The organism is Pseudomonas sp. CP-1 (assembly GCF_021213715.1).
In the GTDB taxonomy this organism is placed as follows: Bacteria; Pseudomonadota; Gammaproteobacteria; order Pseudomonadales; family Pseudomonadaceae; genus Pseudomonas; species Pseudomonas aeruginosa.
The window spans coordinates 287,133-313,559 of sequence record NZ_JAJQKY010000002.1 but is presented as its reverse complement, the minus strand read 5'-3'; the positions used below and the strand labels follow the sequence as shown (position 1 = coordinate 313,559).

The 26,427-nt window shown below is 67.0% G+C and carries 23 protein-coding genes; 6 read left to right on the top strand and 17 right to left on the bottom strand.

Annotation, left to right across the window (positions count from 1 at the left end; all coding sequences use genetic code 11):
* Positions 1–84: 84 nt before the first annotated feature.
* From prfB to LT948_RS05265, 10 genes are all read right to left on the bottom strand, one after another.
* A protein-coding gene (gene prfB / locus LT948_RS05310) for a peptide chain release factor 2 (protein ID WP_010895661.1) occupies positions 85–1,180 on the bottom strand; the annotation gives its coding sequence in 2 pieces (ribosomal slippage) (positions 85–1,107 and positions 1,109–1,180; 1,095 coding nt in all).
* Between the two features lie 122 nt (positions 1,181–1,302).
* Positions 1,303–2,346: a Wsp signal transduction system regulator diguanylate cyclase WspR gene (wspR, locus tag LT948_RS05305; protein WP_003092531.1), complete on the bottom strand. Its 1,044-nt coding sequence runs from the start codon at positions 2,344–2,346 to the stop codon at positions 1,303–1,305.
* A gap of 107 nt (positions 2,347–2,453) precedes the next feature.
* Positions 2,454–3,461 carry a Wsp signal transduction system protein-glutamate methylesterase WspF gene (wspF, locus tag LT948_RS05300; protein WP_003092534.1) on the bottom strand — a complete coding sequence of 336 codons (1,008 nt, stop codon included), beginning with the start codon at positions 3,459–3,461 and terminating at the stop codon, positions 2,454–2,456.
* A complete protein-coding gene (wspE, locus tag LT948_RS05295; RefSeq protein ID WP_003129896.1) occupies positions 3,458–5,767 on the bottom strand; it encodes a Wsp signal transduction system sensor histidine kinase WspE in 2,310 nt (769 codons plus the stop codon). The genes wspF and wspE overlap by 4 nt, the downstream gene beginning before the upstream one ends.
* Positions 5,764–6,453, bottom strand: coding sequence for a chemotaxis protein CheW (locus tag LT948_RS05290; protein ID WP_023125408.1), 690 nt, complete (start codon positions 6,451–6,453; stop codon positions 5,764–5,766). Before LT948_RS05290 ends, wspE begins: the two co-directional genes overlap by 4 nt.
* A complete protein-coding gene (locus LT948_RS05285) occupies positions 6,446–7,714 on the bottom strand; it encodes a CheR family methyltransferase (protein ID WP_031638780.1) in 1,269 nt (422 codons plus the stop codon). Before LT948_RS05285 ends, LT948_RS05290 begins: the two co-directional genes overlap by 8 nt.
* A complete protein-coding gene (locus LT948_RS05280; RefSeq protein ID WP_003137965.1) occupies positions 7,711–8,226 on the bottom strand; it encodes a chemotaxis protein CheW in 516 nt (171 codons plus the stop codon). Before LT948_RS05280 ends, LT948_RS05285 begins: the two co-directional genes overlap by 4 nt.
* A gap of 4 nt (positions 8,227–8,230) precedes the next feature.
* Positions 8,231–9,859: a Wsp signal transduction system chemoreceptor WspA gene (gene wspA / locus LT948_RS05275; RefSeq protein ID WP_003092544.1), complete on the bottom strand. Its 1,629-nt coding sequence runs from the start codon at positions 9,857–9,859 to the stop codon at positions 8,231–8,233.
* Between the two features lie 266 nt (positions 9,860–10,125).
* A complete protein-coding gene (locus LT948_RS05270; protein WP_019485699.1) occupies positions 10,126–11,745 on the bottom strand; it encodes an MFS transporter in 1,620 nt (539 codons plus the stop codon).
* 108 nt (positions 11,746–11,853) lie between these two features.
* The gene (locus tag LT948_RS05265) at positions 11,854–13,527 is read right to left on the bottom strand and encodes a GMC family oxidoreductase (RefSeq protein ID WP_003137963.1); all 1,674 of its coding nucleotides are present in this window, start codon (positions 13,525–13,527) and stop codon (positions 11,854–11,856) included.
* A gap of 174 nt (positions 13,528–13,701) precedes the next feature.
* Here LT948_RS05265 and LT948_RS05260 point away from each other — a divergent pair, with 174 nt between their 5' ends.
* Positions 13,702–14,607, top strand: coding sequence for a LysR family transcriptional regulator (locus tag LT948_RS05260; RefSeq protein ID WP_003092552.1), 906 nt, complete (start codon positions 13,702–13,704; stop codon positions 14,605–14,607).
* Between the two features lie 36 nt (positions 14,608–14,643).
* Here LT948_RS05260 and LT948_RS05255 read toward each other — a convergent pair whose 3' ends face one another.
* Positions 14,644–15,339, bottom strand: a complete 696-nt coding sequence (locus tag LT948_RS05255; RefSeq protein WP_003092554.1) for a tellurite resistance TerB family protein — start codon at positions 15,337–15,339, stop codon at positions 14,644–14,646.
* 321 nt (positions 15,340–15,660) lie between these two features.
* Between LT948_RS05255 and LT948_RS05250 the strand changes: the two genes are divergently transcribed.
* The 3 genes from LT948_RS05250 (at position 15,661) to LT948_RS05240 (ending at position 19,412) form a co-directional block, all read left to right on the top strand.
* Complete coding sequence (locus LT948_RS05250) at positions 15,661–17,523, top strand: NAD(P)/FAD-dependent oxidoreductase (protein WP_073656930.1); 1,863 nt, start codon at positions 15,661–15,663, stop codon at positions 17,521–17,523.
* Positions 17,524–17,846: 323 nt separating this feature from the next.
* The gene (ttsR, locus tag LT948_RS05245; RefSeq protein ID WP_023099281.1) at positions 17,847–18,488 is read left to right on the top strand and encodes a two-component system response regulator TtsR; all 642 of its coding nucleotides are present in this window, start codon (positions 17,847–17,849) and stop codon (positions 18,486–18,488) included.
* Between the two features lie 120 nt (positions 18,489–18,608).
* A complete protein-coding gene (locus LT948_RS05240) occupies positions 18,609–19,412 on the top strand; it encodes a hypothetical protein (protein ID WP_073656931.1) in 804 nt (267 codons plus the stop codon).
* Between the two features lie 78 nt (positions 19,413–19,490).
* Here LT948_RS05240 and LT948_RS05235 read toward each other — a convergent pair whose 3' ends face one another.
* Positions 19,491–21,197: a WG repeat-containing protein gene (locus LT948_RS05235; protein WP_073656932.1), complete on the bottom strand. Its 1,707-nt coding sequence runs from the start codon at positions 21,195–21,197 to the stop codon at positions 19,491–19,493.
* Positions 21,198–21,407: 210 nt separating this feature from the next.
* Between LT948_RS05235 and LT948_RS05230 the strand changes: the two genes are divergently transcribed.
* Positions 21,408–21,749, top strand: a complete 342-nt coding sequence (locus LT948_RS05230) for an FKBP-type peptidyl-prolyl cis-trans isomerase (RefSeq protein WP_003092567.1) — start codon at positions 21,408–21,410, stop codon at positions 21,747–21,749.
* Between the two features lie 86 nt (positions 21,750–21,835).
* Here the strand turns inward: LT948_RS05230 and LT948_RS05225 are convergent, their stop codons facing one another.
* The 3 genes from LT948_RS05225 to LT948_RS05215 all read right to left on the bottom strand — a co-directional run bounded on the left by LT948_RS05225 (position 21,836) and on the right by LT948_RS05215 (position 23,820).
* A complete protein-coding gene (locus tag LT948_RS05225) occupies positions 21,836–23,077 on the bottom strand; it encodes an MFS transporter (RefSeq protein ID WP_033938342.1) in 1,242 nt (413 codons plus the stop codon).
* Between the two features lie 148 nt (positions 23,078–23,225).
* Positions 23,226–23,387: a MexR antirepressor ArmR gene (gene armR, locus LT948_RS05220; protein WP_003109634.1), complete on the bottom strand. Its 162-nt coding sequence runs from the start codon at positions 23,385–23,387 to the stop codon at positions 23,226–23,228.
* A gap of 7 nt (positions 23,388–23,394) precedes the next feature.
* Entirely contained in the window at positions 23,395–23,820 is a 426-nt protein-coding gene (locus LT948_RS05215) for a hypothetical protein (RefSeq protein ID WP_003092574.1), read from the bottom strand.
* Positions 23,821–24,024: 204 nt separating this feature from the next.
* Between LT948_RS05215 and nalC the strand changes: the two genes are divergently transcribed.
* Complete coding sequence (gene nalC, locus LT948_RS05210) at positions 24,025–24,666, top strand: efflux system transcriptional repressor NalC (RefSeq protein ID WP_003109635.1); 642 nt, start codon at positions 24,025–24,027, stop codon at positions 24,664–24,666.
* A gap of 12 nt (positions 24,667–24,678) precedes the next feature.
* Here the strand turns inward: nalC and LT948_RS05205 are convergent, their stop codons facing one another.
* The gene (locus tag LT948_RS05205) at positions 24,679–25,029 is read right to left on the bottom strand and encodes a hypothetical protein (protein WP_033995611.1); all 351 of its coding nucleotides are present in this window, start codon (positions 25,027–25,029) and stop codon (positions 24,679–24,681) included.
* Between the two features lie 188 nt (positions 25,030–25,217).
* Positions 25,218–26,324 carry an NADH:flavin oxidoreductase/NADH oxidase gene (locus tag LT948_RS05200; protein WP_003092581.1) on the bottom strand — a complete coding sequence of 369 codons (1,107 nt, stop codon included), beginning with the start codon at positions 26,322–26,324 and terminating at the stop codon, positions 25,218–25,220.
* Positions 26,325–26,427: the final 103 nt, after the last annotated feature.

The window sequence follows — 26,427 nt, the reverse complement described above, 5'->3', positions numbered from 1 at the left end:
AATGGCGAGGACACGGAGTTCACGATCGTAAAAAACGAGCAGTCCGAACCATTTTCCAACGCGGCCTGGCCAGGCGCAGCAGCTTTACAGCCCCTGTTTGAGGCTGGCTTCGAGGTATTCGTCTAGATCGCCGTCGAGCACCTTGTCGCAGTCGCTGCGCTCGATACCGGTACGCAGGTCCTTGATCCGCGACTGGTCGAGCACGTAGGAGCGGATCTGGTGGCCCCAGCCGATGTCGGACTTGGAGTCCTCCAGGGCCTGGGACGCAGCGGTACGCTTCTGCATTTCCAGCTCGTACAACTTGGCCCGCAGCATCTTCATCGCGGTGTCCTTGTTGGCGTGCTGGGAGCGTTCGTTCTGGCACGCCACCACGGTATTGGTCGGCACGTGGGTGATCCGCACCGCCGAATCGGTGGTGTTCACGTGCTGACCGCCCGCGCCGGAGGAGCGGTAGGTATCGATGCGCAGGTCGGCCGGGTTGATCTCGATCTCGATGTTGTCGTCGATTTCCGGCGATACGAACACCGCGGTGAACGAGGTGTGACGACGGTTGCCGGAGTCGAACGGACTCTTGCGCACCAGGCGGTGCACGCCGATCTCGGTGCGCAGCCAGCCGAAGGCGTACTCGCCCTTGATGTGCACGGTGGCGCCCTTGATGCCGGCGACCTCGCCCTCGGACAGCTCGATGATAGTGGCGTCGAAGCCGTGCTTGTCGGCCCAGCGCAGGTACATGCGCAGCAGCATGTTGGCCCAGTCCTGGGCCTCGGTGCCGCCGGAGCCGGCCTGGATGTCCAGGTAGGCGTTGTTCGGGTCCATCTCGCCGCTGAACATGCGGCGGAATTCCAGCTTCTCGAGGATCTCGCGCAGACGCTCGACTTCGTTGGCAACGTCGTCGACGGCGCCCTCGTCGTCTTCCTCGACCGCCATGTCCAGCAGGTCGCGGGAATCGGCCAGGCCGCTGGTCAGGTCGTCCAGGGTTTCCACCACCTGCGCCAGCTGGGCGCGCTCGCGGCCGAGGTTCTGGGCGTATTCGGGGTTGTTCCAGACGTTGGGGTCTTCGAGCTCGCGGTTTACTTCGACCAGGCGATCATGCTTCTGATCGTAGTCAAAGATACCCCCGAATGGTCTGGGTGCGCTCGGAGAGGTCCTTGATGCTGTTGAGGATCGGGTTGATTTCCATGGCTGGCGCTCACTCGCGGGAAAACGTCGAAAAGCTGCGAAGTATACTGCACTTGCGCCCTGCGGGCAGTACGCCGGCCTCTATTTAATGCCGGCCGGCGACGCATGGCCGCCGCGCGCCGCTCAGCCCGCCGGGGCTGGCGGCACCGGCTGTTCCATCAGGCCAACCTGGTTGCGGCCATTGTTCTTGGCCTGGTAGAGCGCCTGGTCGGCCATCTCGATGAGAACCCGGAAGGTCTGTCCGCCGCCGCCCGGCACCAGGGTGCTGACGCCGATGCTGACGGTCAGGTACGAGCCCGGGCGTGGCTGGTCGTGGCTGATCTGCAGGCTCTCCACCGTACGCCGGACCTTTTCCGCCAGCAGCCGCGCGCCGCCCGGCGAGGTGCCCGGCAGGACCATGGCGAACTCCTCGCCGCCATAGCGCGCCGCCAGGTCCGAGGAGCGACTGCAGCCCTCGCGGATGGCCCCGGCGACCTGGCGCAGGGCCTCGTCGCCGGCGACGTGGCCGAAGGTGTCGTTGTAGCTCTTGAAATAGTCCACGTCGATCATCAGCAGCGACAGTTGCGACTGCTCGCGCAGCGAGCGGCGCCACTCCATCTCCAGGTATTCGTCGAAGTGACGACGGTTGGAGAGCCCGGTCAGGCCGTCGGAGTTCATCAGCCGCTGCAGCACCAGGTTGGTCTCCAGCAACTGCTGCTGGCTCTCGCGCAGCGCCCGATAGGCCTCGTCGCGTTGCTGCAGGGCGATGTACGAACGCGAGTGGTAGCGGATCCGCGCCACCAGCTCGATGGCGTCCGGCAGCTTGACCAGGTAGTCGTTGGCGCCGGCGGCGAACGCCGCGCTCTTCACCGTCGGCTCTTCCTTGGTCGACAGGACGATGATCGGGATGTCGCGGGTCGCCGGGTTGCCGCGGTAGGCGGCGAGCAGCGTGAGGCCGTCGACGCCGGGCATCACCAGGTCCTGGAGGATCACCGTCGGCTTGATCTGGTTGGCCACCGCCACCGCCTGCTGCGGATCGGAACAGAAGTGGAAGTCGATGCCCGCCTCGCTCGCCAGCGAGCGACGCACAGCCTCTCCGATCATGGCCTGATCATCGACAAGCAGTACCATGACCGCGCCGTCCAGAGGGGCGCCCAGGTCGGTCTTGCTCTCATGAGGGTTGTGCATGTTTCTCTCCGGGACCGGGGCCCCTCGTATCAAATTGAATGCTGTTCCACGCACCGCCACGGCGGGCGCCGGCGCCTACCCTGGCGCCTGACCGGACTCGCGCCCGGCTAATCGAATACCTCCGCCAGGCGCGGGGCGATCTTTTCCAGGGAAAGGATCTGCACCGCGGCATCGATCGCCGCCGCGGCCTTCGGCATCCCGTAGACCGCGCAACTGGCCTGGTCCTGGGCGATGGTGAGGAAGCCGCGCTCGCGCATCTGCTTGAGGCCCTGGGCGCCGTCGCGGCCCATGCCGGTCAGCAGCACGCCCACGGCGTCGCCACGCCAGTAGTTCGCCACGCTCTCGAAAAACACGTCGATGGACGGCCGGTAGACGAAAGAACGCGGTTCGGCGGTGTACACCAGCGAACCGTTGCGCAACAGGCGGATGTGATTGTTGGTCCCCGCCAGCAGGATCTGCCCCGGTATCGGCGGCTCGCCATCGCGCGCCAGGCGCACCGGCAGCTTCGATTCGCTGGCCAGCCATTCGGCCATGCCGGCGGCGAAGACCTCGTCGACATGCTGCACCAGCACCACCGCGGCATTGAAACTGGCCGGCAGTTGCTTGAGCAACACCGCGAGCGACGCCGGACCGCCAGCCGAGGCGCCGATCGCCACCAGACGCTGGCGCGCCCCGCCGGCCTTCGGCGGCACCACCTGGACCTTGCCACGGTTATCGCGCTGGCCGATCAGCCAGCCGACGTTCTGAATCTTGCGCAACAACGGCGCCGCCGCCGTTTGCGGGTTGCCGATGCCCAGCGCCGGCGTGTTCACCGCATCGAGCGCCCCATATCCCATCGCTTCGAAAACCCGGTGCACATTCTGCTCGATATCGACGGTAACAATCACGATCGCGCAAGGACTTTCCGCCATGATCCGACGAGTTGCCTCGACGCCGTCCATCACCGGCATGAGCAGGTCCATCAGCACCACGTCGGGCGTATCGGCGGCGCACTGGGTCACCGCCTCGGCACCGTTGCTGGCGACCCAGACGATCTGGTGCTGCGGCTCGAAGGCCAGCGCGCGGCGCAGCGCCTCGACGGCCAACGGCATGTCATTGACGATTCCGATCCTCAACCCTGTGCTTCTCCGATCAGGACGACGACGGCATCCAGCAAGGCCTCATCGTGGAAACTGGCCTTCGCCAGATAATAGTCGGCGCCGGCGTCGAGACCGCGCCGACGGTCCTCCTCACGATCCTTGTAGGACACCACCATCACCGGCAGCGACTGCAGGCGGCTGTCGCGACGCACCAGGGTGACCAGTTCGATACCGTCCATGCGCGGCATGTCGATATCGGTGATGAGCAGGTCGAAATGCTCCGAGCGCAGGGCGTTCCAGCCGTCCATGCCATCCACCGCCACTGCCACGTCGTAGCCGCGGCCGAGCAGGAGCTTGCGTTCCAGCTCACGCACCGTGAGCGAGTCGTCGACCACCAGGATGCGCTTGCGTTGCGCCCCACCGGCCTGCCGCCGGCTGCGATCGATGCGCTCCAGGCGGCCGCTGCTGAGCAGCTTGCCGACCGAATGCAGGAGGTCCTCGACGTCCAGGATCAGCACCGGCGAACCGTCGTCCAGCAAGGCGCCGGCGGAAACGTCGCGCACCTTGCCCAGGCGCGGATCGAGAGGCATCACCACCAGGGTACGCTCGCCGACGAAACGCTCCACGGCGACGCCGTAGACCGCATCGCGGTCGCGCACCACCACTACCGGGATGGCCCCTTCGGTGCGGCTGCTCTCGGGCCGCTGCAGCAGTTGCGCAGCCGAGACCAGGCCGACATGGCGACCCTCGTACCAGAAGTGCTGGCGACCTTCGAGCTGGACGATCTCCTCCGCTTCCAGCTCGCACATGCGCTCGATATGCGCCAGCGGGAAGGCGTAGGCCTCCTCGCCGATCTCCACCACCAGGCTGCGCACCACGGACAGGGTCAGCGGCACCTCGACGTGGAACAGCGTGCCCTGCCCCTGGCGTTGCTCCATGCGCACGCCGCCACGCAACTGGCGGACCATGTGCTGCACGGCGTCCAGTCCGACGCCGCGACCGGACACCTCGGTGACCTGCTCGCGCATGCTGAAGCCGGGCAGGAAGAGAAACGCCAGGAGTTCCTCCTCGCTCAATTGCGCCGCGGTCTCGGCGGTGGCGAACTGGCGATTGAGCACGGTCTCGCGCAGGCGCTGCAGATCGATGCCGCCGCCGTCGTCGCTCAGTTCCAGGACCAGCATGCCGGCGTGGTGGCGGGCGCGGATGGTGATCCTGCCCTCGGCCGGCTTGCCGGCGGCGAGGCGGGTTTCCGGCGCCTCGATACCGTGATCGACGGCATTGCGCAGCAGGTGGGTGAGCGGCGCTTCGAGTTTTTCCAGGACATCCCGGTCGACCTGGGTGCTTTCGCCCTCGACCAGCAGGCGCACCTGCTTGCCCAGCGAGCGGCCCAGGTCGCGAACCATCCGCGCCTGGCCGCTAAGGACGTCGGCGAACGGTCGCATCCGCGAGGCCAGCGCCGCGTCGTAGAGCACCTGGGCGCGCTGGCCGCCCTGCCAGGCGAACTCGTCGAGATCGGCGATGTGCTGCACCAGCATCTGCTGGCATTCGCCGATCAGTTGCCGCGCCTCGCCGAGCATGGCCTGGGCCTGCGGGTCGAGGGCGGTTTCCTGGACCGTCTCGCGTACCACGTCGAGCGCGCGGCTGGCGCTGGACTGCAGGCGACGCAGGCGTTGCAGGGAATCAGCCAGCGGCTTGATGCGCTGGAACTCCACCAGCGACTTGCTGGAGATATCCAGCAGCCGGTCCAGGCGCTCGGCGGTGACCCGCAGGACCCGGCTGCGGCGCTCCTCGGCCTGTTCGCCGCCCGCCTGCCCGGCGGGCTCTTCGTCGTTGTCGTCGCTGGCGGCCGCTGACGCCGCTGGCGGCGCCTCAGGGGCCGCTTCCGGCAGGCCGGGAGTCGTCGCCGGCAGCTCCGCGCGGGCCAGCGGCAGGCCGCTGCGCACCAGGCCTTCGAGGCGCTGCACCAGGCCGTCGATCTCTTCCCGCCCGGCGCCTTCGGCCCAGCCTGCGTCGCCGGCGGGCGGGGTGCCGATACGCAGCAACAGGTCGCAGCCCTGGAGCAACGCATCGATATGTTCCGATTGCAGGAGCAGGCGTCCGTCCTGCGCCTCCACCAGGCAATCCTCCATGACGTGCGCCACGCGCACGCCGGCGTCCAGCCCGACGATCCGCGCCGCGCCTTTCAGCGAGTGCGCGGCGCGCATGCAGGCTTCCAGTTGGTCGGCCTGGGTCGGGCTGCGCTCCAGCGCCATCAGGCCGGCGTTGAGCACCTGGGTCTGGGCCTCCGCCTCGAGCCGGAACAGCTCGAGCAGCGACGCGTCTCTCATCTGGTCCGGGGTCATGCCAGGCTCCGCGCTACGGCTTGCAGGAGAGGGCCTTCGTCGAGCAGGGTGATGCTCCGCTCACGCCATTGCAGCACGCCGGCCACGTGCCGGCGCGAGGCCTGGCCGTCGGCGTGGTTGGGCGGCAGTATCCGCGCCAGCGGAATCGCATGGATGCCGTCGACTTCCTCCACCGGCGCCACCACCGGACCGCCGGCGGCGGAAATGATCAGCATGCGCGGAACCACCCGGCGCTCGCTGACCGGCGCGGCGCCGGGTTCGAGATCCAGCAGTTCGCCGAGGGAAAGACAGGCGACCAGCGCGCCGCGCACGTTGGTCACCCCTTGCAGGGCGCGCGAGCGCTGGTGCGGCAGGGAATGGATAGGATTCATCGGCGCCACTTCCACCAGGCTGCCGGTGGCCAGGCCGAACCACTCTTCGCCCAGGCGGAACACCAGGATCGAGCGCGTCTCGCCGAGGTCGCTCTGTTCGCGCGGGCTGTCCATCGTTTCGACGCTGTCGAGCTGGTCCTGGCGCAGGGCGATGCGGTCCAGCAGGTAGGTCGCCGCGGCGGCATAGACCTCGCAGTTGCGGCAGTGGACATGCTCGGCCAGGCGTTCGCAGGACTTGTCGCCGTGCACGCCGATGCGGTTCCAGCAGTCGTCCACCTGCTGGGTATCGAGCAAAGTCAGGCTCGCCTCAACCATCTTTGTTCACTCCACGGGCCGCGCGTTGCTGCAGGCGCCGGGCGCCGGCATGGTCGCCGCGGGCGGCGAGCAGCGCCGCCAGGTGCGCCAGCGCCTCGGCGTGCTGCGGCTCCAGGTACAGGGCCTTGCGATAGAAATCCTGGGCTTCCTGCTCCTGCCCGGCGACATCGCTGAGCAGCCCGAGCCAGTAGAACACCGTGGCCGACGGCCCACGCGCGGCCAGTTGGCGCTCGCAGGCGGCGCGCGCCTCGCGATGCTGGCCGGCATCCGCCAAGCGGGCAATTTCGTCGAACTCGCCGACGGGACTGGCGAGGGGCTGGCCGCTGGCTGGCGGAACCAGGCTGGACAGGCGTTGGCGCGGTTTCGCCGGTGGCGGCGGCGAAGGCCGAACACTCGCACGCTCCGCGGCGGCGGCAACGACCGGGCGCGCTCCGTCGCTTTCCGCCTTGGGCCGCACGCCGCGCGGCGCCTCGCTGGTCCGGCGGAACACGAAAGACAGCGGCACGCCGATCGGCTGCATGCCGTGCTGGCTGAGTAGGCTCGCCTCGGCCGGACCGATGAACATCGCGCCGTCCGGCCGCAACAGGCGCTTGAGCACCTCGACCACCTCGCTCTGGGTCGGGCGGTCGAAATAGATCAGCAGGTTGCGGCAGAACACGAAATCGTAGGGTGCCTCGCCGGCCAGCAGCCCGGGATCGAGCAGGTTGCCGCAGCGGAAGGACACCTTGCGGCGAACCTGCTCGGCCAACTGGTAGCCATCGGCGACCTCGCTGAAATGGCGGTCGCGAAACCCCAATTCGTCACCGCGGAAGGAATTCCTGCCGTACACCCCGAGGCTGGCGCGCTCGATCACCCGAGCGCTGACGTCCAGGGCGTCGACCTCGAACAGGTACTCGGAGAGCCCGGCATCGAGCAAGGCCATGACGATGGAATACGGCTCCTCGCCGGTGGAACAGGGCAGGCTGAGGATCCTTAGCGCGCGTCCGCCGCCCAGGCTCGGCAGGCGCTCGAAGGCCAGCCTGGCGAGGGTGGTGAACGACTCCGGGTAGCGGAAGAACCAGGTCTCCGGCACCACCACCGCTTCGATCAGCGCCTGCACCTCGCCCGGCGAGCCGTTCAGGCGCATCCAGTATTCGTCCTCGTCGTGCAGCGCGAGGCCGCTCATGCGCTGGCGTACCGCGCGCTCGATCACCGCGCTGCCCACCGAGCTGGCATCCAGGCCGATCCTGCTCTTGAGCAGGCGTTCGAAGCGATCGTTCATGCCGCCCCCTCGCCGCACTCCGGCGGGAACAGCAGGGCGCGCACTTCGTCGGGCAGCAATGCCTCGACCCGCACCCATTGCACCAGTCCCCGTGGTCCTTCATAGACCGGGCCGAGATAGCGGGCCCCGCCGTTGTCCAGGCCATAGTCGCGGAACGCCGACGGTTCGCAGCGCAGGGTATCGGTGGCCTGTTCGAGGATCAGTCCGAGCCAGACCGGCTCTCGGTCCTGGCGAGCGCGGTATTCGACCAGCACGATGCGCGTGCTGGTGCGGGCCAGCGCCGCGCGGCCGAAGGCCATTGCGCAGAGGTCGAGCACCGGGACCAGGACGCCGCGATGGGAGAACACCCCGGCGACCCATTCCGGCGCCTCCGGAATGCGCTTCAGGCGCAGCAGCGGCAGCACTTCGACCACTTCGCGGGCATCCAGGGCATAGCGGTCGCCTTCCATGCGGAACAGCAGGAACAGCTTGCTGGTGCGTCGATGATCGCCGGTGGAGCGGGACACGGTCACAGCCTCAGACTTTGAAGCGGGATACGCCGTTGCGCAGCCCGTTCGCCACCAGGTTCAGCTCATCGATGGCGAAGCTGGCCTGGCGCAGCGACTCCACGGTCTGCCCGGTGGCCTCGCCCAGTTGCACCAGCGCCTGGTTGATCTGCTCGGCACCGGTCGCCTGGGCCTGCATGCCCTCGTTGACCATCTGCACCCGCGGCGCCAGCGCCTGCACCTGCTGGATGATCTGCGACAGTTGCTCGCCGACCTGGCCGACCTCGGCGATACCGCGGCGGACCTCCTCGGAGAACTTGTCCATGCCCATCACCCCGGCCGATACCGCCGACTGGATCTCGCGCACCATCTGCTCGATATCGTAGGTGGCGACCGCGGTCTGGTCCGCCAGCCGGCGCACCTCGGTGGCCACCACGGCGAACCCGCGGCCGTATTCGCCGGCCTTCTCCGCCTCGATGGCGGCGTTCAGCGAGAGCAGGTTGGTCTGGTCGGCGACCTTGACGATGGTGGTGACCACCTGGTTGATGTTGCCGGCCTTCTCGTTGAGGATCGCCAGCTTGGCGTTGACCAGGTCGGCCGCGCCCATCACGTGGTGCATGGTTTCCTCCATGCGCGCCAGGCCCAACTGGCCGGAACCGGCCAGGGTCGAAGTCTGCTCGGCGGCGCCGGAGACTTCGCTCATGGTCCGCACCAGGTCGCGCGAGGTGGCGGCGATCTCGCGAGAAGTGGCGCCGATCTCCGTGGTGGTCGCAGCGGTTTCGGTGGCGGTGGCCTGCTGCTGCTTGGAGGTCGCGGCGATCTCGGTGACCGAGGTGGTGACCTGCACCGAAGAACGCTGGGCCTGCGACACCAGGCCCTTGAGTTCCTCGGCCATGCCATTGAAACCGGTCTCGATGGCGCCGAACTCGTCGCGGCGGCCAAGGTTCAGGCGCGCGGTGAGGTCGCCGCCGGCCATCAGGTCGAGGCTGCGGACGATCTTCTGGATCGGCTGGGTGATCGCCCGCAACAGCAGGAACCCGCAGATGCCGGCTACCACCACCGCCAGCAACAGGGTCACCAGCATGCTCAGTTCGGCGTCGTCCACCGCGTTGACGATGTTCTCCGAGGCGCGATCGGCGATGTCCTTGTTCAGCTCGATCAGCTCGTTGAGGTACTTGCGACCGTCGCGCCAGTGCTCGGTCAACGGGCCGGCGACGAGCTTGCCGGCTTCTTCGAAGCGTTTCTCGCGATACAGCTCGAGCACCTTGTCGTGCTGCTCCAGGTAGGCCTTGCGCACACCCAGGAAACCGGCGAGCAGTTCGTGGTCGCGGGCCTCGTCCGGGTTCATGGTCTTCTGGTAGGAGGCGATCTGCTGGTCCAGGCGCTCCTCGCTGGCAAGGATGCTGTCGGCCTCGGCCTTGCTCAGCTCGTGGTCGTCGGTGACGCCGAACAGTTCCTGGGTCTGCAGGTAGTTGTCGGTCCACGAACTGCGTACCAGGGTGATGAAGTACATCCCCGGCATGGCGTCGTCCTGGACACGGTAGGCGCCCTTTTCCACCGTCAACATCTTCACGTACGCAGTAGCGGCCATCAGCAGCATGATCGCGATGATCACGGCGAAACTTGCCAGGATTCGCTGGCGAACAGTCCAGTTCTTCACATTTTTCCCCAAGACTCGAGTCCGGATTCGTTCCTGCCGCCACAACGGCCCGTCAATCGCGCGGACTGTATAGGCCGTCCCCGGCACCGGCAAGCAGCGCCATAGGGTTTTCCCGCTATTGTAGGCGCTGGAAAGGCGTTTTTTGACGCCAGAAGTGTGGCAGAAAGACAAAGAAAGAAAACTGGCAAGCCAGACTTTTCTGAGAAGACAGGCACATCACGGAGGGAATGTGCGCCCCGTCCCCATGCCGGGAACGGGGCGCGATGTCACCGGTGGATATCGGTATGGCGGGTTTCGCGGAGGAACAGCAGGGCGCAGACCAGGCTGCCGCCGGTGATCAGCACCGGATACCAGAGGCCGTAGAAGATGTCGCCGGTGTACACCACCAGGGCGAACGAGACCGTGGGCAGGAAGCCGCCGAACCAGCCGTTGCCGATGTGGTACGGCAGGGACAGCGAGGAATAGCGGATGCGGGTCGGGAACAGTTCGACCATCAGCGCCGCCAGCGGGCCGTAGCAGAGGGTGGAGATCAGCACCAGGGCGAAGATGATGGCGATCACCATCGGCTTGTTCACCTGGCTACCATCGGCCTGCTGCGGGTAGCCTGCCGCCTTCACCGCGGCCGCCATCGCTTCGGCGTCGAAGCCGGCGATCTCGGTCTCGCCGACCCGTATCCTGACGTCGCTGCCGGCGGGCGCCGCCACCGTCGAGTAGGGCAGGCCGGCCTTGACCAGGAAGGTCTTGACCTTGTCGCAGGGGCTGTCGAAGGTCGCCTTGCCCACCGGGTCGAACTGGAAGGTGCAGGTCGCTGGGTCGGCCACCACGCTGATCGGCGACTGCCGGCTGGCCTGGTCGATGGCCGGATTGGCGTAGTGGGTCAAGCCCTTGAACAGCGGGAAGTAGAACAGCGTGGCGAGCAGCAGGCCGGCCAGCAGCACCGGCTTGCGGCCGATGCGGTCGGACAGCCAGCCGGCGACGATGAAGAACGGCGCGCCAAGCACCAGGGCGACGATCAGCAGACCGTTGGCGGTGCCGCCATCGACCTTGAGCACCTGGGTGAGGAAGAACAGCACGTAGAACTGCGCCGTGTAGAAGGTCACCGCCTGGCCGGCATTGATGCTGAACAGCGCGGTCAGCACCACCTTCAGGTTGCCCCACTGGGTGAAGGACTCGCGCAGCGGCGCCTTGCTGACCTTGCCCTCGGCCTTCATCTTGAGGAACGCCGGCGACTCGCGCATGGACAGGCGGATCCAGGTGGAGATGCCCAGCAGGACGATGGACAGCAGGAATGGCAGGCGCCAGCCCCAGGTCTCGAACTCGTCGCCGGTCAACTGGCGGCAAGCCAGGATCACCAGCAGCGAGAGCAACAGGCCGAGGGTCGCGGTGGACTGGATCCAGCTGGTGTAGCTACCGCGCTTGTTCACCGGGGCGTGCTCGGCGACGTAGATCGCCGCGCCGCCGTACTCGCCGCCCAGGGCCAGGCCCTGGAGCATGCGCAAGGTGACCAGGATGATCGGCGCGGCGACACCGATCGAGGCATAGGTGGGCAGCAGGCCGACGGCGAAGGTCGACAGCCCCATCAGCAGGATGGTCACCAGGAAGGTGTACTTGCGCCCGATCATGTCGCCCAGGCGGCCGAACACCAGCGCGCCGAAGGGCCGCACCAGGAAGCCGGCGGCGAAGGCCATCAAGGCGAAGATGAAGGCGGTGGTGTCGTTGACGCCGGCGAAGAACTGCTTGCTGATCACCGCCGCCAGGGCGCCGTAGAGGAAGAAGTCGTACCACTCGAAGACCGTGCCCAGCGAGGAGGCGAAGATCACCTTGCGCTCCTCCTGGGGCGTGGTCGCAGGCACTGTGTAGGAAGGGGTCGTTGCGTACTCGGTCATTGCGGCTCTCCCGCCCCTTGTGGGGGCTCTTATTGTTGTCTGCCATTTCCGTTTTCAGCGTCGACCGCTGCGGCGCCGGGCGCCACGCGATACGGGGTGTAGCGATCCTCAGGCCTCCACCGCCTCCTTGCCGCCGGTAGCCATGGCGCTTTCGACGACCTGCGGCGCGGCCTCGCGGCGGCGCTCGGCGAGAATCATCTGCGCCGCCTTCTCGGCGATCACCAGCACCGGCGAACAGGTGTTGCCGGAGGTCAGGCTGGGCATGATCGAGGCATCGGCGATACGCAGGCCGGGGATTCCGTGCACCCTCAATTGCGCATCCACCACCGCTTGCGGCCCCTGGCCCATGCGGCAGGTGCCGGCAGGGTGGAAGATGGTGGTGCCGATCTCCGCCGCGGCGCGCTGCAGATCCTCTTCGCTGCGGTATTCCGGGCCGGGCTTGTACTCCTGCGGACGGAAGGCGGCCAGCGCCGGCGCGGCGGCGATGCGGCGGGTCAGGCGTATGGCGTCGGCAGCGACCTTCAGGTCGCGCGGATCGCTCAGGTAGTTGGGCTGGATCGACGGCGCCTCGCCCGGGTCGAGCGAGCGGATGCGCACCGTTCCCCGGCTGTGCGGACGCAGGTCGCAGACCGACGCGGTGAACGCCGGGAAGGCATGCAGCGGCTCGCCGAAGCGATCCAGCGAGAGCGGCTGGACGTGGTATTCGAGGTTGGCCGAGGGCTGCTGCGGATCGGAGCGGGCGAAGGCGCCCAGTTGGCTCGGCGCCATCGACAACGGCCCGCTGCGGCTCGCCAGGTAGCGCAGGCCCATGCCCAGCTTGCCCCATAGGCTGCCGGCGATCTGGTTGAGGGTGGGAACGCCGTCGACCTTGTAGATCATGCGCAGTTGCAGGTGATCCTGGAGGTTACCGCCGACCCCGGGCAACTCGTGGACGACCCCGGCACCGAGCCGCTCCAGCAGGTCCCGCGGGCCGATCCCGGAGCGTTGCAGCAGGCACGGCGAACCGATCGCGCCAGCGCTCAGGACGATCTCGCGGCGCGCCTCGAAGCGCTGCTCGCGGCCCTGCCAACGGACCGACAGGGCCCTGGCGCGGCCGTCCTCGAGGAGCACCCGCTGGACTTCGGCATGGGTCAGAACCGTCAGGTTGGCGCGCTGGGCGATGCCGCGCAGGAAGCCTTTCGAGGCATTCCAGCGCACCCCGCCGCGCTGGTTGACCTGGAAGTAGCCGCAGCCTTCGTTGTCGCCACCGTTGAAATCCTCGACGCTGGCGATTCCGGTCTGCGCCGCCGCCTGCTGGAAGGCATCGAGCAGCTTCCAGGAGAGCCGCTGGCGTTCTACCCGCCATTCGCCGCCGGCGCCGTGCATTTCGCTGGTCCCGGCGAAATGGTCCTCCATCCTGCGGAACAGCGGCAGCAGCTCTCTCCAGCTCCAGCCCGGATTGCCTTCGGCCACCCACTGGTCGTAGTCGCGGGCCTGGCCACGCATGTAGATCATGCCATTGATCGAGGAGCATCCTCCGAGCACCTTGCCGCGCGGGTACTTCAGGGAACGACCGTTGAGCCCGGGGACCTCGTCGGTGTCGAAGCACCAGTCGGTACGCGGGTTGCCGATGCAGTAGAGGTAGCCGACGGGAATGTGGATCCAGGGATAGTTATCCGGACCGCCGGCTTCCAGCAGCAGGACACGGTTGGCAGGGTCGGCGGAAAGCCGGTTGGCCAGCAGGCAGCCGGCAGGTCCGGCGCCGACGATGAGGTAGTCGTAGGTATCCAGTACCTCGGGCATGGCGAGCCTCGTCTTGTCGTTCTTGTGATGGGCCGTCGGACCTGCGGATGACCGGCAAGTCTCGAACGGCTTGAGGCTAGTCGTTCATTCGCGATAAAAAAACAAACGTTTCGGGGCAGCTATTGTTCGTTTTCTAACAGCCCCCCCCCCTCGGCCCGGCAGAAGGCGCTCCCCATGTTCGACTGGAATGACCTGCGTTTCTTCCTCGAGTTGCAGCGCAGCGGCCGCCTGCTGACCGCCGCCAAGCGTCTCGGCACCACTCACGCCACGGTGGCCCGGCACATCGAGAACATCGAGCGTGACCTCGGCACCCAACTGTTCGCCCAGCACACCGGCGGCTACCAGTTGACTCCGGCCGGCCAGGCGCTGCTCAAGCACGCCGAGGCGATGGAGAACACCGCGCTGCTCGCCCAGGAAGAAATGAGCCAGAGCATCTCGCCGCTGGGGCAGATCCGCATCGGCGTCACCGAAGGCCTCGGCAGCGTCTTCCTCGCTCCGCGCCTGGCGCAATTGATGCGCCACTACCCGGGCCTGGAGGTCGAGCTGGTCTCGGTGCCGCGCTTCGTCAGCATCACCAACCGCGAAGCGGACATCGCCATCTCCCTCGACCGGCCGAGCGCCGACCTGGTGATCACCCGCCTGCTGACCCGCTATCGCCTGGCGTTGTTCGCCAGCCCCGCCTACCTGGAACAGGCGCCGCCGCTACGCGACCGCGACGACCTCGGCAGGCACCAGTGGATCGGCTACGTCGACGACCTGCTGTTCAGCCAGGAACTGATGTTCCACCACAGTTTCTGCCGCCACCCGCAGGTCGTGTTCCGCAGCACCAGCGTGGTAGCCCAGCAGCAGGCGGCGCAGGCCGGCATCGGCCTGGCGATCCTGCCGCACTTCATGGGTAGCCGCGATCCGTTGCTGGTACCGGTGCTGCCCGAGGAAAGCATCCAGCGCGAGTACTGGATGAGCACCCGGCGGGAGCTGCACCGCTCGGTGCGCCTGCGGGTGGTCTGGGACTTCCTGCTGGAGCTGTGCCAGCGCGAGCGGGAGGTTCTGCTCGGCCCTTCGGCGACGCCGCCGCCATGATGGCGGCGGTTATCTGCGGAACGACGCTCCGCCGTCTCAGGCCAGGCGCTGCAGCGCCTGTCTGGCCTGGTTCTCCAGCTCCAGCTTGAACGAGGGTTCCAGGCGCAGCTGCCGCGCCAGCTCCTCGAGGTAGGAGCGCTCCATGAAGCTTTCCTCGTCGACCATCAGCAGGCTGGCCAGGTACATCTCCGCGGCGATCTCCGGGGTGCTCGCGGCACGGGCGATCTCGGCCGGGTCCAGCGGCTTGTTCAACTCGCGCTCCAGCCAGCCCTGCACCTCGCGGTCGCTGGTCAGCTTGGCCACCTCGCCTTCGATCATCTGCCGTTCGCGCTCGTCGATGTGGCCGTCGGCCTTGGCCGCACCGACGATGGCCTGGAGGATCGCGTGGCTATGCACTTCGGCCTGGGCTTCCGGCAGGCGGTCGACGGTCTGCGGCTGCGCCTGCGGCGCGGCGCCGTTCTGTTGCTGCTGCCAGTTGTTGTAGGCCTTGTAGGCGATCACCCCGAGCGCGGCGAGGCCGCCGTAGGTGATCGCCTTGCCACCGAACTTGCGCGCCTTCTTGTTTCCCAGCAGCAGGCCGATGGCGCCGGCCGCCAGGGCTCCGCCGCCGGCGCCGGAAAGCAGGCTGCCGAGCTGTCCGCCGCCGCTGGCGCCGGGCTTGCCGCCGGTCTTGTTCTGCAACATTTCCTGCCCGGACTTGAGCAATTGGTCGAGCAAACCACGGGTATTCATGAGGAACCTCCAGGACGTTCGGTAACAACCGGATTCGACCGACTCTAGCCCTTCGCGTCCGCGCTGCCCGCCGGGAGTTTGCTTCGAGATATTGCCGGCCTCCCCGGACACCGTGGCAAAGCGCGACGCATGTCACATTTCTCCAGATAGAGGCCTAGTGCCAGCAGAAAGCCCTTCGACGTGCCGGCATGGCCCTCTAAACTCCGCGCCCGCCCGCGACTGCGGGTCGGCGTCCGACGCCAGCCGCTCCGCGCGCATTCGCAACAGCAATCTGTGAACATGGCTCCCCCGAGCCACCCACTGCCTCGCAAAGGACTTCCCATGACCATCTCCCGCCGCGACTTCCTGAACGGCGTAGCCCTGACCATCGCCGCAGGCCTGACCCCCGCCGAGATCCTCCGCGCCGCCCCCGGCGGCCGCTACTATCCGCCCGCGCTCACCGGCCTGCGCGGTAGCCATCCAGGCGCCTTCGAAGTCGCACACCAGATGGGCTGGGAGAAGAAGACCTTCGATGTCGACCACCTGCCGATCGAAGAGGAATACGACCTGGTGGTGGTCGGCGGCGGCATCAGCGGCCTCGCCGCCGCCTGGTTCTATCGCGAACGGCACCCCGCGGCGCGCATCCTCGTCATCGAGAACCACGACGACTTCGGCGGCCATGCCAAGCGCAACGAATTCCAGGCCGGCGGGCGGACCATCCTCGGCTACGGCGGCAGCGAGTCGCTGCAATCGCCGAACGCCCTCTACAGCGAAGACGCCAAACACCTGCTGAAACGCCTGGGCGTCGAACTCAAGCGCTTCGAGACAGCCTTCGACACCGACTTCTACCCCGGCCTGGGCCTGTCCCGCGCGGTGTTCTTCGACAAGGCCAGCTTCGGCGTGGACAAGCTGGTCAGCGGCGACCCGACGCCGATGGTTGCCGACGAGGTCCCCCGCGATCGTCTCAATGCCCGCTCCTGGCGCGCCTTCATCGGCGACTTCCCGCTGAGCCGCGAAGACCGGGAGGCGCTCATCGCGCTGTACGAATCACCTCGCGACTATCTTGCCGGCAAGAGCGTGGAAGAAAAGGAAACCTACCTGGCGAAGACCAGCTACCGCGACTACCTGCTCAAGAACGTCGGGCTCTCGGAAACCTCGGTGAAGTACTTCCAGGGCCGCAGCAACGACTTCTCTGCCCTCGGCGCCGACGCCCTGCCGGCGGCCGACGCATACGCCGCCGGCTTCCCCGGCTTCGACGCCCTCGGCCTGCCGCAACCCAGCGAGGAGGCCCAGGCGGAAATGGACGAGCCGTACATCTACCATTTCCCCGACGGCAACGCCTCGCTGGCTCGGCTCATGGTGCGCGACCTGATCCCCGCGGTGGCGCCGGGCCGAGGCATGGAGGACATCGTCATGGCCCGCTTCGACTACTCGAAGCTGGACCTCGTCGGGCACCCGGTGCGCCTGCGCCTGAACAGCACCGCCGTCAGCGTGCGCAACCGCGCCGGCGGCGTCGATGTCGGCTACAGCCGCGCCGGCCGCCTGCACCGGGTACGCGGCAAGCACTGTGTGATGGCCTGCTACAACATGATGGTGCCCTACCTGCTGCGCGACCTCTCCGAGGAGCAGGCCCACGCGCTGAGCCAGAACGTCAAGTTCCCGCTGGTGTACACCAAGGTATTGCTGCGCAACTGGCAGGCCTGGAAGACCCTCGGCATCCACGAGATCTACGCGCCGACCCTGCCCTACTCGCGGATCAAGCTGGACTTCCCGGTCGACCTCGGCAGCTACCGGCACCCGCGCGACCCGCGGCAGCCGATCGGCGTGCACATGGTCTACGTGCCGACCACCCCGAACGCCGGCATGGACGCCCGCACCCAGGCTCGCGTAGGCCGCAGCAAGCTCTACGCGATGAGCTTCGAGCAACTGGAAAAGGACATCCGCGACCAGCTCCAGGCCATGCTCGGCCCGGCCGGCTTCGACCACCGTCGCGACATCACCGGCATCACCGTGAACCGCTGGTCGCACGGCTACTCCTACTTCATGAATACCCTCTACGACGACGAGGCGGAAAGCGAAGCGCTGATGGAACTGGCGCGAAGCAAGGTCGGCAATGTCACCATCGCCAACTCGGATGCGGCCTGGGATGCCTACGCCCATGCCGCCATCGACCAGGCGGTGCGGGCAGTCCGCGAACTGGGTTGAAGGACGGCGACGGCAGCGGAACCCGCGCTGCCGTCGCGCCCTTCCGATGTCCAGCAAGACTGACAGAAATGTACTGACAGCGATTTCAACCCCTACTCCACGAAAGCCGTTCAACGACCCTATGTTTCTCGGCCTACCCTCGAAATAACCTAGGGAAAACACATAGGAAATTTCCTACTAGCATTCAGAAAAGTCCTGATTAAACCGACAGACACCATCGCTAGAATTCGAGCCCGTCCGGAGCTGCCTCCTGGCGGATTATCCGCCTGCCGGCGTTGCCGGTAGCCGCCGCGGAAACCTCCACCTCGATCGGGTTCGATTTCATGAAAACACGCGTCATCCTCGTCGACGACCACGCCCTCACCCTGATCGGCATGCGCTATCTGCTGAGTGCGTACGACGACCTGCGGATCGTCGCCCAGGCCCAGGACGCCGACGGCTTGCTGGCGCAGCTCGAAGCGCACCCCTGCGACCTGCTGATCACCGACCTGATGATGCCCGGCAGCCGGCAGGCCGACGGCTTGCGCCTGGTGCAGAAGGTCCGGCGGCGCTATCCGGACCTGCCGATCATCGTCGTCACCATGCTCGGCAACCCGGCACTCGTTTCATCCCTGCTCAAGCTGGGCATTCACGGCCTGGTGAGCAAACGCGGCATGCTCGACGATCTGCCCAAGGCGATCCGCCACGCCGGCCGTCGACCATTCATCTCGGGCTCCATCGCACACCTGCTGGAAGTGGGCGAAGCCGAGCACGGCAAGCCGCTGGCCAGCCTCGAACAACTCACCCCGCGCGAAGTGGAAGTGCTGCGCCTGTACGGCAGCGGCCTGGCGGTCGGGGAAATCGCCATCCGACTGTGCCGCAGCAAGCAGACCATCAGCGCGCAAAAGAGCAGCGCCATGCGCAAGCTTGGCCTGGACAGCAATGCCGGACTTTTTCTCTACATCCGGGAAAACGGCCTGGCCTGAACAGCGCGACCGCGATATGTCCGCCTCGCCAGCCCGCGTCGCAAGGTCCGCGCAGCCGCTAGAATGTCCCGCAGCGCCGGGCGCCTTCCGTGCCCGCCTCCGCCAAAGGACTCTTTCGACATGGACCGTAACCGCCGCCTCTCCGCCCGACTCTGCCTCCTGCTGCTGGGACTCGCCAGCCAGGCCGAAGCCCGCGAACCGCAGCCCTGCGCGTCCCGACTGCTTGACGCCGTAGCCAGGCAGGTCGGCCACGATGGCTGGATAGCCCCTTCGTACGAATCTTCCGGTCCGTTCCTCGCCGTGGCCTGCAAGCCCTGGCCGGACGACCCCGCGCAGACGGTGATCGCCATGGCCTACCTGGATCCGGGCGACACCGCCGTGGAAGGCGAACGCCAGCCGCATCTGCTATTGGCCAAGGCCGACAGCCGCAGCGGCAAGCTGCTCGAACGCTACGACAGCGACTTCGAAGAAGACGCATCCGTCGCCGTCGGCAGCGACAGCCTCTGGCTGGACACCGCGCGCTACCGCCTGAGCCCGACGGTGCGCGCCTTCGGCGTGGTGTTCCATAGCGTGGCGCGTGGCGCCAGTTGTCCGGAAGCCGGCTTCGACAACCTGCTGACCCTGGTGGTGCCGACCGGCGACGGCAAGCTGCGGTCGGTGCTCAATACCTACCTGGACCAGTGGAGGACGCTGAAAGGCTCGGTCTGCTCCGCCGAGCCCGGGTTCGAACAGGAAGTCTCGCACCTGACCCTGGAACTCGGCCGTGGACGCTCCAACGGCTTTGCCGACCTGGTCGTCACCTCGCGGGTCAGCGACGGCGAAACGGAGAACGGCAAAACCTTGCGCACGGTGAAGCGCACGCTGCGCTACGACGGCGAGCGCTACCCGTTCGAGGAGTATTCGGACTTCTGGCATCGCCAGTGAGGGAAGGCCGTGGTCACCAGCCACGGCGAAACAGCGGAACCGCGCGCCCGCCGCAAGGGGCGGACGCGCGCAGGGAACTCAGCTCTCGCTGGTTTCCTCGCTCTCTTCGGCGGGCACCGGCTCCTGCTCCGGCTCGCCTTCGTCGCCCTGCTCGTCGTCCGACTGGCAATACGGCGTCGGGTCCTGCGGCCAGATCGCCTTGCCATTGCCGTCGAGCAACTGTTCGGCGCCGCAATCGGTGGTGGCCACGGTGAAGCGCGGCTTGCCGTTCAGGTCGTACAGTGCGCGCAGGGTTTCCGTCGCCTCGTCGCCAGTACCGCTGACTTCGTAGCCCAGGATGTAGCCCTGCTGCGGATTCACCTCCAGCTTCTGCCAGAGCGCCGGAACCAGCGTGCGTCCCTGGCGATCGAGCAACACGGTGCGGGCAGCGTTGTCCATACCGTCGAGACCTTCCAGGAAACGACCGTCATACGCAGACTGGATGCTGATCAGTTCGCCCGGCTCCAGCAGCATCTTGCCGCTGCGGTCCATCAGGCCCACCACCGGCACCTGGCTTTCCGAACCCATGAAGCTGACAGTCTTCTGCGGCCCGCCCTTCTTCGCCACGACGAACAGGTCGTTGCCCAGCGCGCCGATCTGCGCATAACCCGGCTTCACCCACTCGCTGCCTTCGTCAAGGTTGAAGATGCCGAAGTCGGCGCTGAACAGGCCGGTGCTCACGCCGACGGCAGCCAGCCCGGGCACGTCGACGGTGTAGCCAAGCGCGGTGAGGCCGGCGCTGTCGGCCGAATCGTACTGCGGCTGCACCTTCCAGGCGCCGCTGCGATCGATCAGGCCGTACTTGCCCGACGAGCCATCTTCCATGCGCTGCTGAGCCAGCCCGCCCTGCTTGCCGAAGGCGCCGCAACCGGCGAACTGGGCGGCGATCGCCACCTTGCCCTGGTAGTCGAGGTAGCCACAGGGGCTGTCGTACTTCTCGCGGAACGCCACCAGGCCGTTGGCCGGGGTGCCCAGGTAATCGTAGCTCTTGCCGTCACCGACCACGTCGCCCTTGGCATCCACCAGTTGGGAGCCCTTGCCGATGACGCTGGCGCTCATCACGCCGTCGTGGAGGTCGCCCAGGCTCTCGTAGGCCACGGCCTTCTGTTCGCCGGTAGCGAGGTTGATGATCCACTTCTCCTCGCCACGCTCGGCGCTGATCAAGCCGCCGTGTTCGGCGACGCTGCCGTTGACCAGGGTGGTGTCGTAGAGCGCCTCGGTGAGCTGCTTGCCCTTGGCATCGAGGATGCCGCGCTTGCCATCGATCTCGTAGATGATGAATTCGTTGGCACTGTTGGGGTAGATGTCGTCGAAACGCGGCGCCTGGACTTCCTTGCCCTGGCCGTCGACCACGCCGTACTTGCCGTCGCGGACGAAGCCATAGAGGTCGGGGGTGAGCAGCGACAGGGCTTCGCCGATATCGTCGCGCAACACCTTGCCGTCCTTCGCCTGGATCAGGTTCCAGCGCTCCTCGCGCGCCGCCATCAGGGTGCCCTGGTAGGCGCTGGCGACGATATTGTCGTAGTCGTTGTCGAACGGCACGAGCAGCTTGGCGTCCTGGTCGATCACCGCGCACTGGCCGTTGAGGCATAGCGGGATGCTCAGTGCAGCCATGCTCGGTGCGGCCGGTTGCGGCGCGACCGCCGCAGGCTTCGGCGCATCGTCGCCCTGGTTGCAGGCGCTGAGGAGCAAGGTGGAAACGGAGACGGCGAGGGTGTTGCGGCCGATACGCGACAGTCTTTGCATGCGGATATGTTCTCGTATGATCCCTGAGATATGTGTCCAGCCGCGATGCGCGCGACATCGCGGAACGCGGTAGCCTTCCCGGCGGAAAGGCGCGGGCATGATGCCCGTGCCGCGGACCGCCTGGCAATGCCCTGGTCCGCCGGCTCGGCGACAGGCGGCGCGCTTGCTGGCAGAATCGCGGCTTTCCGCAAACCGCGCAGGTACCGCCCCATGAACGACCGACTGCAGATCGAAGACCTCCTCCTGGGCGACGGCAAGGAGGTGGTGAAGGGTGCGCTGATCACCACCCAGTACAAGGGCACCCTGGAAGACGGCACGCTGTTCGACTCCTCCTACGAGCGCGGCCGGCCATTCCAGTGCGTGATCGGCACCGGACGAGTGATCAAGGGTTGGGACCAGGGCCTGATGGGCATGAAGGTCGGCGGCAAGCGACGGCTGTTCGTCCCTTCCCACCTGGCCTACGGCGAACGGCAAGTCGGCGCGCACATCAAGCCCCACTCCAACCTGCTGTTCGAGATCGAACTGCTGGAAGTGCTCACCCGCGACGACTGAGCCGAGGGACGGCGGCGGCCTCTGGCCGCCATGCGCAGGACGAATAGTCGCTCGACTATCCGCCCTGCACGAAGCCGGTTTCTCTTCTAATCCGCAGGGCGAGCCGCGGAACCCGTGGCAATGGCGCGAGGCAGGCCGTCCAGCGCACGCAGCAGGCAGAACCCCAGGACGGCCCCCGCCGCGCCCGCGACCAGCATCAGGCCGATCGCGCCCGACCAGTCGAAACGGCTGACGATCAGGCCGATCAGCAAGGGGCCGATCACCTGCCCCAGGTAGTTGCCCTGCATTACCCAGCCGATGGCCAGTGGCGTCAGCGAAGGCGTGGGCGAGGCCAGCGGCGCGGTCGCCAGCACGGTGGTGGGAAGCATGCCGGCGACCGCCGAGAAGACGAACCCCAGCGCAATCGCCAGGAGCCCCGGCGTCGCGGCATTGAAAAACGCCGCACCGGTGACTCCCATCAGGATCGCGGTGCTCGCCAGCAAGGCGCCGGGACGTATGCCGCGGGAAAGGATGAAGCCCGCCGCGACATTGCCCAGGGCGTTCGCCGCGACGATGGCCGCGCCGATGAGTCCCGCAGTCTCCAGGGCGACGCCCAGGCGCTGCATGAGGAACACGGGGAGGAACGTCATCAGGGCGAAGAACTGCAGGTTGTAGGTGGTGAAGCCGAGCGCCAGCAGGGTGATCGCCGGAGACTTGAGCAACGTGCCAAGACCGGCCGGCCTCACGCCTGCCGCCCTGCGCCCATCGTCGCCAGGGACGCTGAGCGGCAGCAGCAGCGCCGCGACCAGTACCAGTAGTGCGCTCAGTTGCCAGTCGGCGCGCCAGTCCGCGAGCAGCGGCCCGAACAGCATCGAGAGGGCGATTCCGCCTGCCATGAAGGTGCTCCACAGACCGAACACCACGCTGCGCCGCGTCTCGCTGGTGATCCTGTGCAACACGGCGGGCGCCGCCACCACCACGATGAGGAAACCGAGCCCCTCGACGAAGCGAGTGGCGAGCAACCAGGCGAAGTCCTGCATCGACGCACCGAGCAGGCTCGCTCCGCCGAGAATCGCCAGTCCGCCGGTCAGCAGCCGGCGATCTCCCCAGCGACGCACCAGAAGGCCGGCGGCGATGCCGCCGAATACGCCGACGAACGGAAAGGCGGACATGATCCAGCTCAGCGCGGCGAGGTCGCCGCCGAAGCTCCGTTGCAGCGACGGCAGGGCGATGGTCGCCTTGCCGACATGCAGGGCGGCGGCGATGCCGGCGAAGATCACATTGGCAACTGCCAGCCATCGCGGGCTGGCCTGGGGGTGCGGACGAGCGGGAGTGGACGGGCTATCCATCGTTGCCTCCGGGCATGGAGTGGCGCCCGGCAAAAGTCGCCAGACGCTCTGCGCGGATTCTGATAGCTCAAGTTAACTTGAGGTAAAGAGCCCAGGAATCAAACGATGTGTTCCATCGCCCGCACCAATGGCAATCCGGCACGCCCGCTCAGTAGAAGTGCTCGCCGTAGAGGTCCCAGGCATTGCGCCGGGCTGCCCGGCGCAGCTGCTCGGTGTAATCCCGCCGACCGACGGCGGATCGTCCCGAGGTGGCAGCGACAGCTTCGGTCTCGGTGCGGGACGGTTTGTTGCGCGGAGTGTTCAGGGACATGGCGGCGTCACCAGTTCATCCCCGTCGCCGGCCCGCTCAGCAGCGCCTTCGCCATGCCGCGGGCGGACGCCAGGTCCGGCGCCACGCTCACCGGCGGGCCGTAGACAGCCTGCAGCACCGGCGCCAGCTGCTGCAGGTCGGCGAGGTTGTCCGGCTGGCCGTTGGCACTGAGCAGGATGCCCCGGCAATGCTCGGCGAAGCGCTGGCGATTTTCCTTGAGCCACAACACCAGGCGCTTGCGCGCTTGCTGGTCGCCTTCAGCTTCTTCCTGCGGGAGTGGCGGATAGACCAGGGCGAAATCGCACTCGACGGCCAGCAGCGCTTCGACCTCCTCCAACCAGCGCTCGACATCGGCCAGCTCGCGGGGCATCTCGCGGACCTGGACCAGGGGAAAGGCATCGATATCCAACAGGCTCTTAGCGGGGGCATTCATGGGGGGGACTCCTGCGGGGAGGCAAGGCGGAGGAATAAGCGGAAGTGCTTGCCAAAACAGTACTGTACGATACAGTTCTTAAATGACCAGCGTCAACCCTAACGAGAAACGCTCTCAGCAAACCGCCTGGAGGCTTGAACGGACCGTCCCGACGGCCCACCATGCGCACCTTCCGACCGCACCCCGCGAGGCCCGATACCGCCCATGAACGATGCGTCCCCCCGTCTGACCGAACGCGGCAGGCAACGCCGCCGCGCCATGCTCGACGCCGCCACCCAGGCCTTTCTCGAACACGGTTTCGAAGGCACCACCCTGGACATGGTGATTGAACGAGCCGGTGGTTCACGGGGAACCCTGTACAGCTCCTTCGGCGGCAAGGAAGGCCTGTTCGCCGCGGTGATCGCCCACATGATCGAGGAAATCTTCGACGACAGCGCCGATCAGCCGCGCCCCGCCGCCACGCTGAGCGCCACCCTCGAGCATTTCGGCCGGCGCTTTCTCACCAGCCTGCTCGATCCCCGCTGCCAGAGCCTCTATCGCCTGGTGGTGGCGGAATCTCCGCGGTTTCCGGCAATCGGCAAGTCCTTCTACGAGCAGGGGCCGCAGCAGAGCTACCTGCTGCTCAGCGAGCGACTGGCAGCGGTCGCCCCCCACATGGACGAGGAAACGCTCTACGCGGTGGCCTGCCAGTTTCTCGAGATGCTCAAGGCCGACCTGTTCCTCAAGGCCCTCAGCGTGGCCGACTTCCAGCCGACCATGGCGCTGCTGGAAACCCGCCTCAAGCTGTCGGTGGACATCATCGCCTGCTACCTGGAACACCTGTCGCAGCGCCCCGCGCAGGGCTGAGCGACGCGCCGTTCAGGCGGAGGGCGACAGCGCCTGGCCCGGCAGATCGGTGAGGTGGATCTCGGTGACCAGGGGTTCCTGGCGCGGCAGGGTGCGCTCGAGCAGGGGCGAGAAGCGCGACAGCGCGCCGATCAGGTCCCACTGGGTCTCCAGGGCGGCCCCCAGCTCCGAGAGTTCGTTCAGGACCCGGTGACCGACCCGTTGCAGGCGTGGCTCTTCGCTCTGGCTGAGTTCCACCGAAAGGTGCGCCAGCATGGTGGTCATGTTGTTCATGTTGCGTGTCGCCAGGACCAGGATATTGGCCAGCAGGGCGACATCGCTGTCAGGCAGGGAGGCGTGGGGAGAACCGGCGTTGGCGTGCATGCGAGCATCCTTTCTCGAAGTGCGGTCCGGAGCGAACGTCGCGGGAGAATAGCATCATATTGCCATTACGCAATATCTCCCGCGAAACGCTCAGGATGATTTCCTGATGCCAGGCAGACCGCCAAGGGCGGCAAAGGTTTCCATCAGGTGGACCGCCGGCGCCTCGCCGCGCCGACGGCCCCGACGGCTCACTGCATTTCCAGGGATTTGCGCGGCGGCGTGCTGCGATGAGCGGCTCGCAGGTACTGCGGCGGCCAGGGCATCTGCTCGTTGCGCAGTTCGTCGGCGGCGTGCAACGGCCAGTACGGATCGCGCAGCAGTTCACGGGCAAGCAGGATCAGGTCGGCCTGGCCGGTGCGCAGGATATGCTCGGCCTGCACCGGCTCGGTGATCATGCCCACCGTGCCGCTGGCGATGCCGGCCTCCTTCTTCACCCGTTCGGCGAACTCGGTCTGGTAGCCCGGTCCTACCGGGATTTCCGCATTCGCCGCGGTACCGCCGGAAGACACGTCGATCAGGTCCACGCCCAGGTCCTTCAGGCGCCGGGCCAGTTCCACGGTCTCGTCGGGGTTCCAGCCATCCTCCACCCAGTCGGTGGCGGACAGCCGCACGAATAATGGCAACTCTTCCGGCCAGGCCTTGCGCACCGCGGCGGTGACCTGCAGAAGCAGGCGGATTCGGTTCTCGAAGCAGCCGCCGTACTGGTCGCGACGCTGGTTCGACAGCGGCGAGAGGAACTGATGCAACAGGTAGCCGTGGGCCGCATGCACCTCCGCGACCTTGAAGCCGGCAGCCAGGGAGCGCTCGGCGGCGCGTACGAAGGCCTGCACCAGCGCCTCGATCTGCGCCTCGCTCAGGGCCTCGGGGGTCGTGTGCTGGGGATCGAACGGGATCGCCGACGGCGCCACCGGTATCCAGCCGCCGTCGCCGATCGGCACGCTGCCGTGCTTGCCCAGCCACGGCCGCCAGGTACTCGCCTTGCGCCCGGCGTGGGCCAGCTGAACCCCGGCGACCGCGCCCTGGGACTCAATGAAACGGGTGATGCGATGCAACGGCTCGACATGCGCGTCGCTCCAGATGCCGAGGTCGTCGGCGGTGATGCGCCCCTCGGGCAACACCGCGGTGGCTTCGACGATCACCAGGCCGGCGCCGCCCACCGCGCGGCTGCCCAGGTGCACGAGATGCCAGTCGTTGGCCAGGCCCTCCTGCGCCGAATACTGGCACATGGGCGATACGGCGATGCGGTTGGGCAAGGTGATTTGACGCAGGCTAAGAGGCTCGAACAGCAGACTCATGGCAGGACTCCCGGTCGGTCTTGGAATAAATGCTCACCCCTGAACTTTAGACCGGGTTCGCGGAGGCCAGCGGCCCAAGCGACATAAAGCAGCCGTCCTCCTG

Bases quoted from the DNA above. Each gene is read 5' to 3' on its own strand.
- LT948_RS05235 (WP_073656932.1), bottom strand. From the start codon at position 21,197: ATGCAAAGACTGTCGCGTATCGGCCGCAACACCCTCGCCGTCTCCGTT.
- ttsR (WP_023099281.1), top strand. From the start codon at position 17,847: ATGAAAACACGCGTCATCCTCGTCGACGACCACGCCCTCACCCTGATC.
- armR (WP_003109634.1), bottom strand. From the start codon at position 23,387: ATGTCCCTGAACACTCCGCGCAACAAACCGTCCCGCACCGAGACCGAA.
- LT948_RS05290 (WP_023125408.1), bottom strand. From the start codon at position 6,453: ATGGTTGAGGCGAGCCTGACTTTGCTCGATACCCAGCAGGTGGACGAC.
- LT948_RS05215 (WP_003092574.1), bottom strand. From the start codon at position 23,820: ATGAATGCCCCCGCTAAGAGCCTGTTGGATATCGATGCCTTTCCCCTG.
- LT948_RS05255 (WP_003092554.1), bottom strand. From the start codon at position 15,339: ATGAATACCCGTGGTTTGCTCGACCAATTGCTCAAGTCCGGGCAGGAA.
- LT948_RS05285 (WP_031638780.1), bottom strand. From the start codon at position 7,714: ATGAACGATCGCTTCGAACGCCTGCTCAAGAGCAGGATCGGCCTGGAT.
- LT948_RS05250 (WP_073656930.1), top strand. From the start codon at position 15,661: ATGACCATCTCCCGCCGCGACTTCCTGAACGGCGTAGCCCTGACCATC.
- LT948_RS05200 (WP_003092581.1), bottom strand. From the start codon at position 26,324: ATGAGTCTGCTGTTCGAGCCTCTTAGCCTGCGTCAAATCACCTTGCCC.
- nalC (WP_003109635.1), top strand. From the start codon at position 24,025: ATGAACGATGCGTCCCCCCGTCTGACCGAACGCGGCAGGCAACGCCGC.
- LT948_RS05240 (WP_073656931.1), top strand. From the start codon at position 18,609: ATGGACCGTAACCGCCGCCTCTCCGCCCGACTCTGCCTCCTGCTGCTG.
- LT948_RS05265 (WP_003137963.1), bottom strand. From the start codon at position 13,527: ATGCCCGAGGTACTGGATACCTACGACTACCTCATCGTCGGCGCCGGA.
- LT948_RS05230 (WP_003092567.1), top strand. From the start codon at position 21,408: ATGAACGACCGACTGCAGATCGAAGACCTCCTCCTGGGCGACGGCAAG.
- wspR (WP_003092531.1), bottom strand. From the start codon at position 2,346: ATGCACAACCCTCATGAGAGCAAGACCGACCTGGGCGCCCCTCTGGAC.
- LT948_RS05205 (WP_033995611.1), bottom strand. From the start codon at position 25,029: ATGCACGCCAACGCCGGTTCTCCCCACGCCTCCCTGCCTGACAGCGAT.
- LT948_RS05260 (WP_003092552.1), top strand. From the start codon at position 13,702: ATGTTCGACTGGAATGACCTGCGTTTCTTCCTCGAGTTGCAGCGCAGC.
- LT948_RS05225 (WP_033938342.1), bottom strand. From the start codon at position 23,077: ATGGATAGCCCGTCCACTCCCGCTCGTCCGCACCCCCAGGCCAGCCCG.
- wspE (WP_003129896.1), bottom strand. From the start codon at position 5,767: ATGACCCCGGACCAGATGAGAGACGCGTCGCTGCTCGAGCTGTTCCGG.
- LT948_RS05270 (WP_019485699.1), bottom strand. From the start codon at position 11,745: ATGACCGAGTACGCAACGACCCCTTCCTACACAGTGCCTGCGACCACG.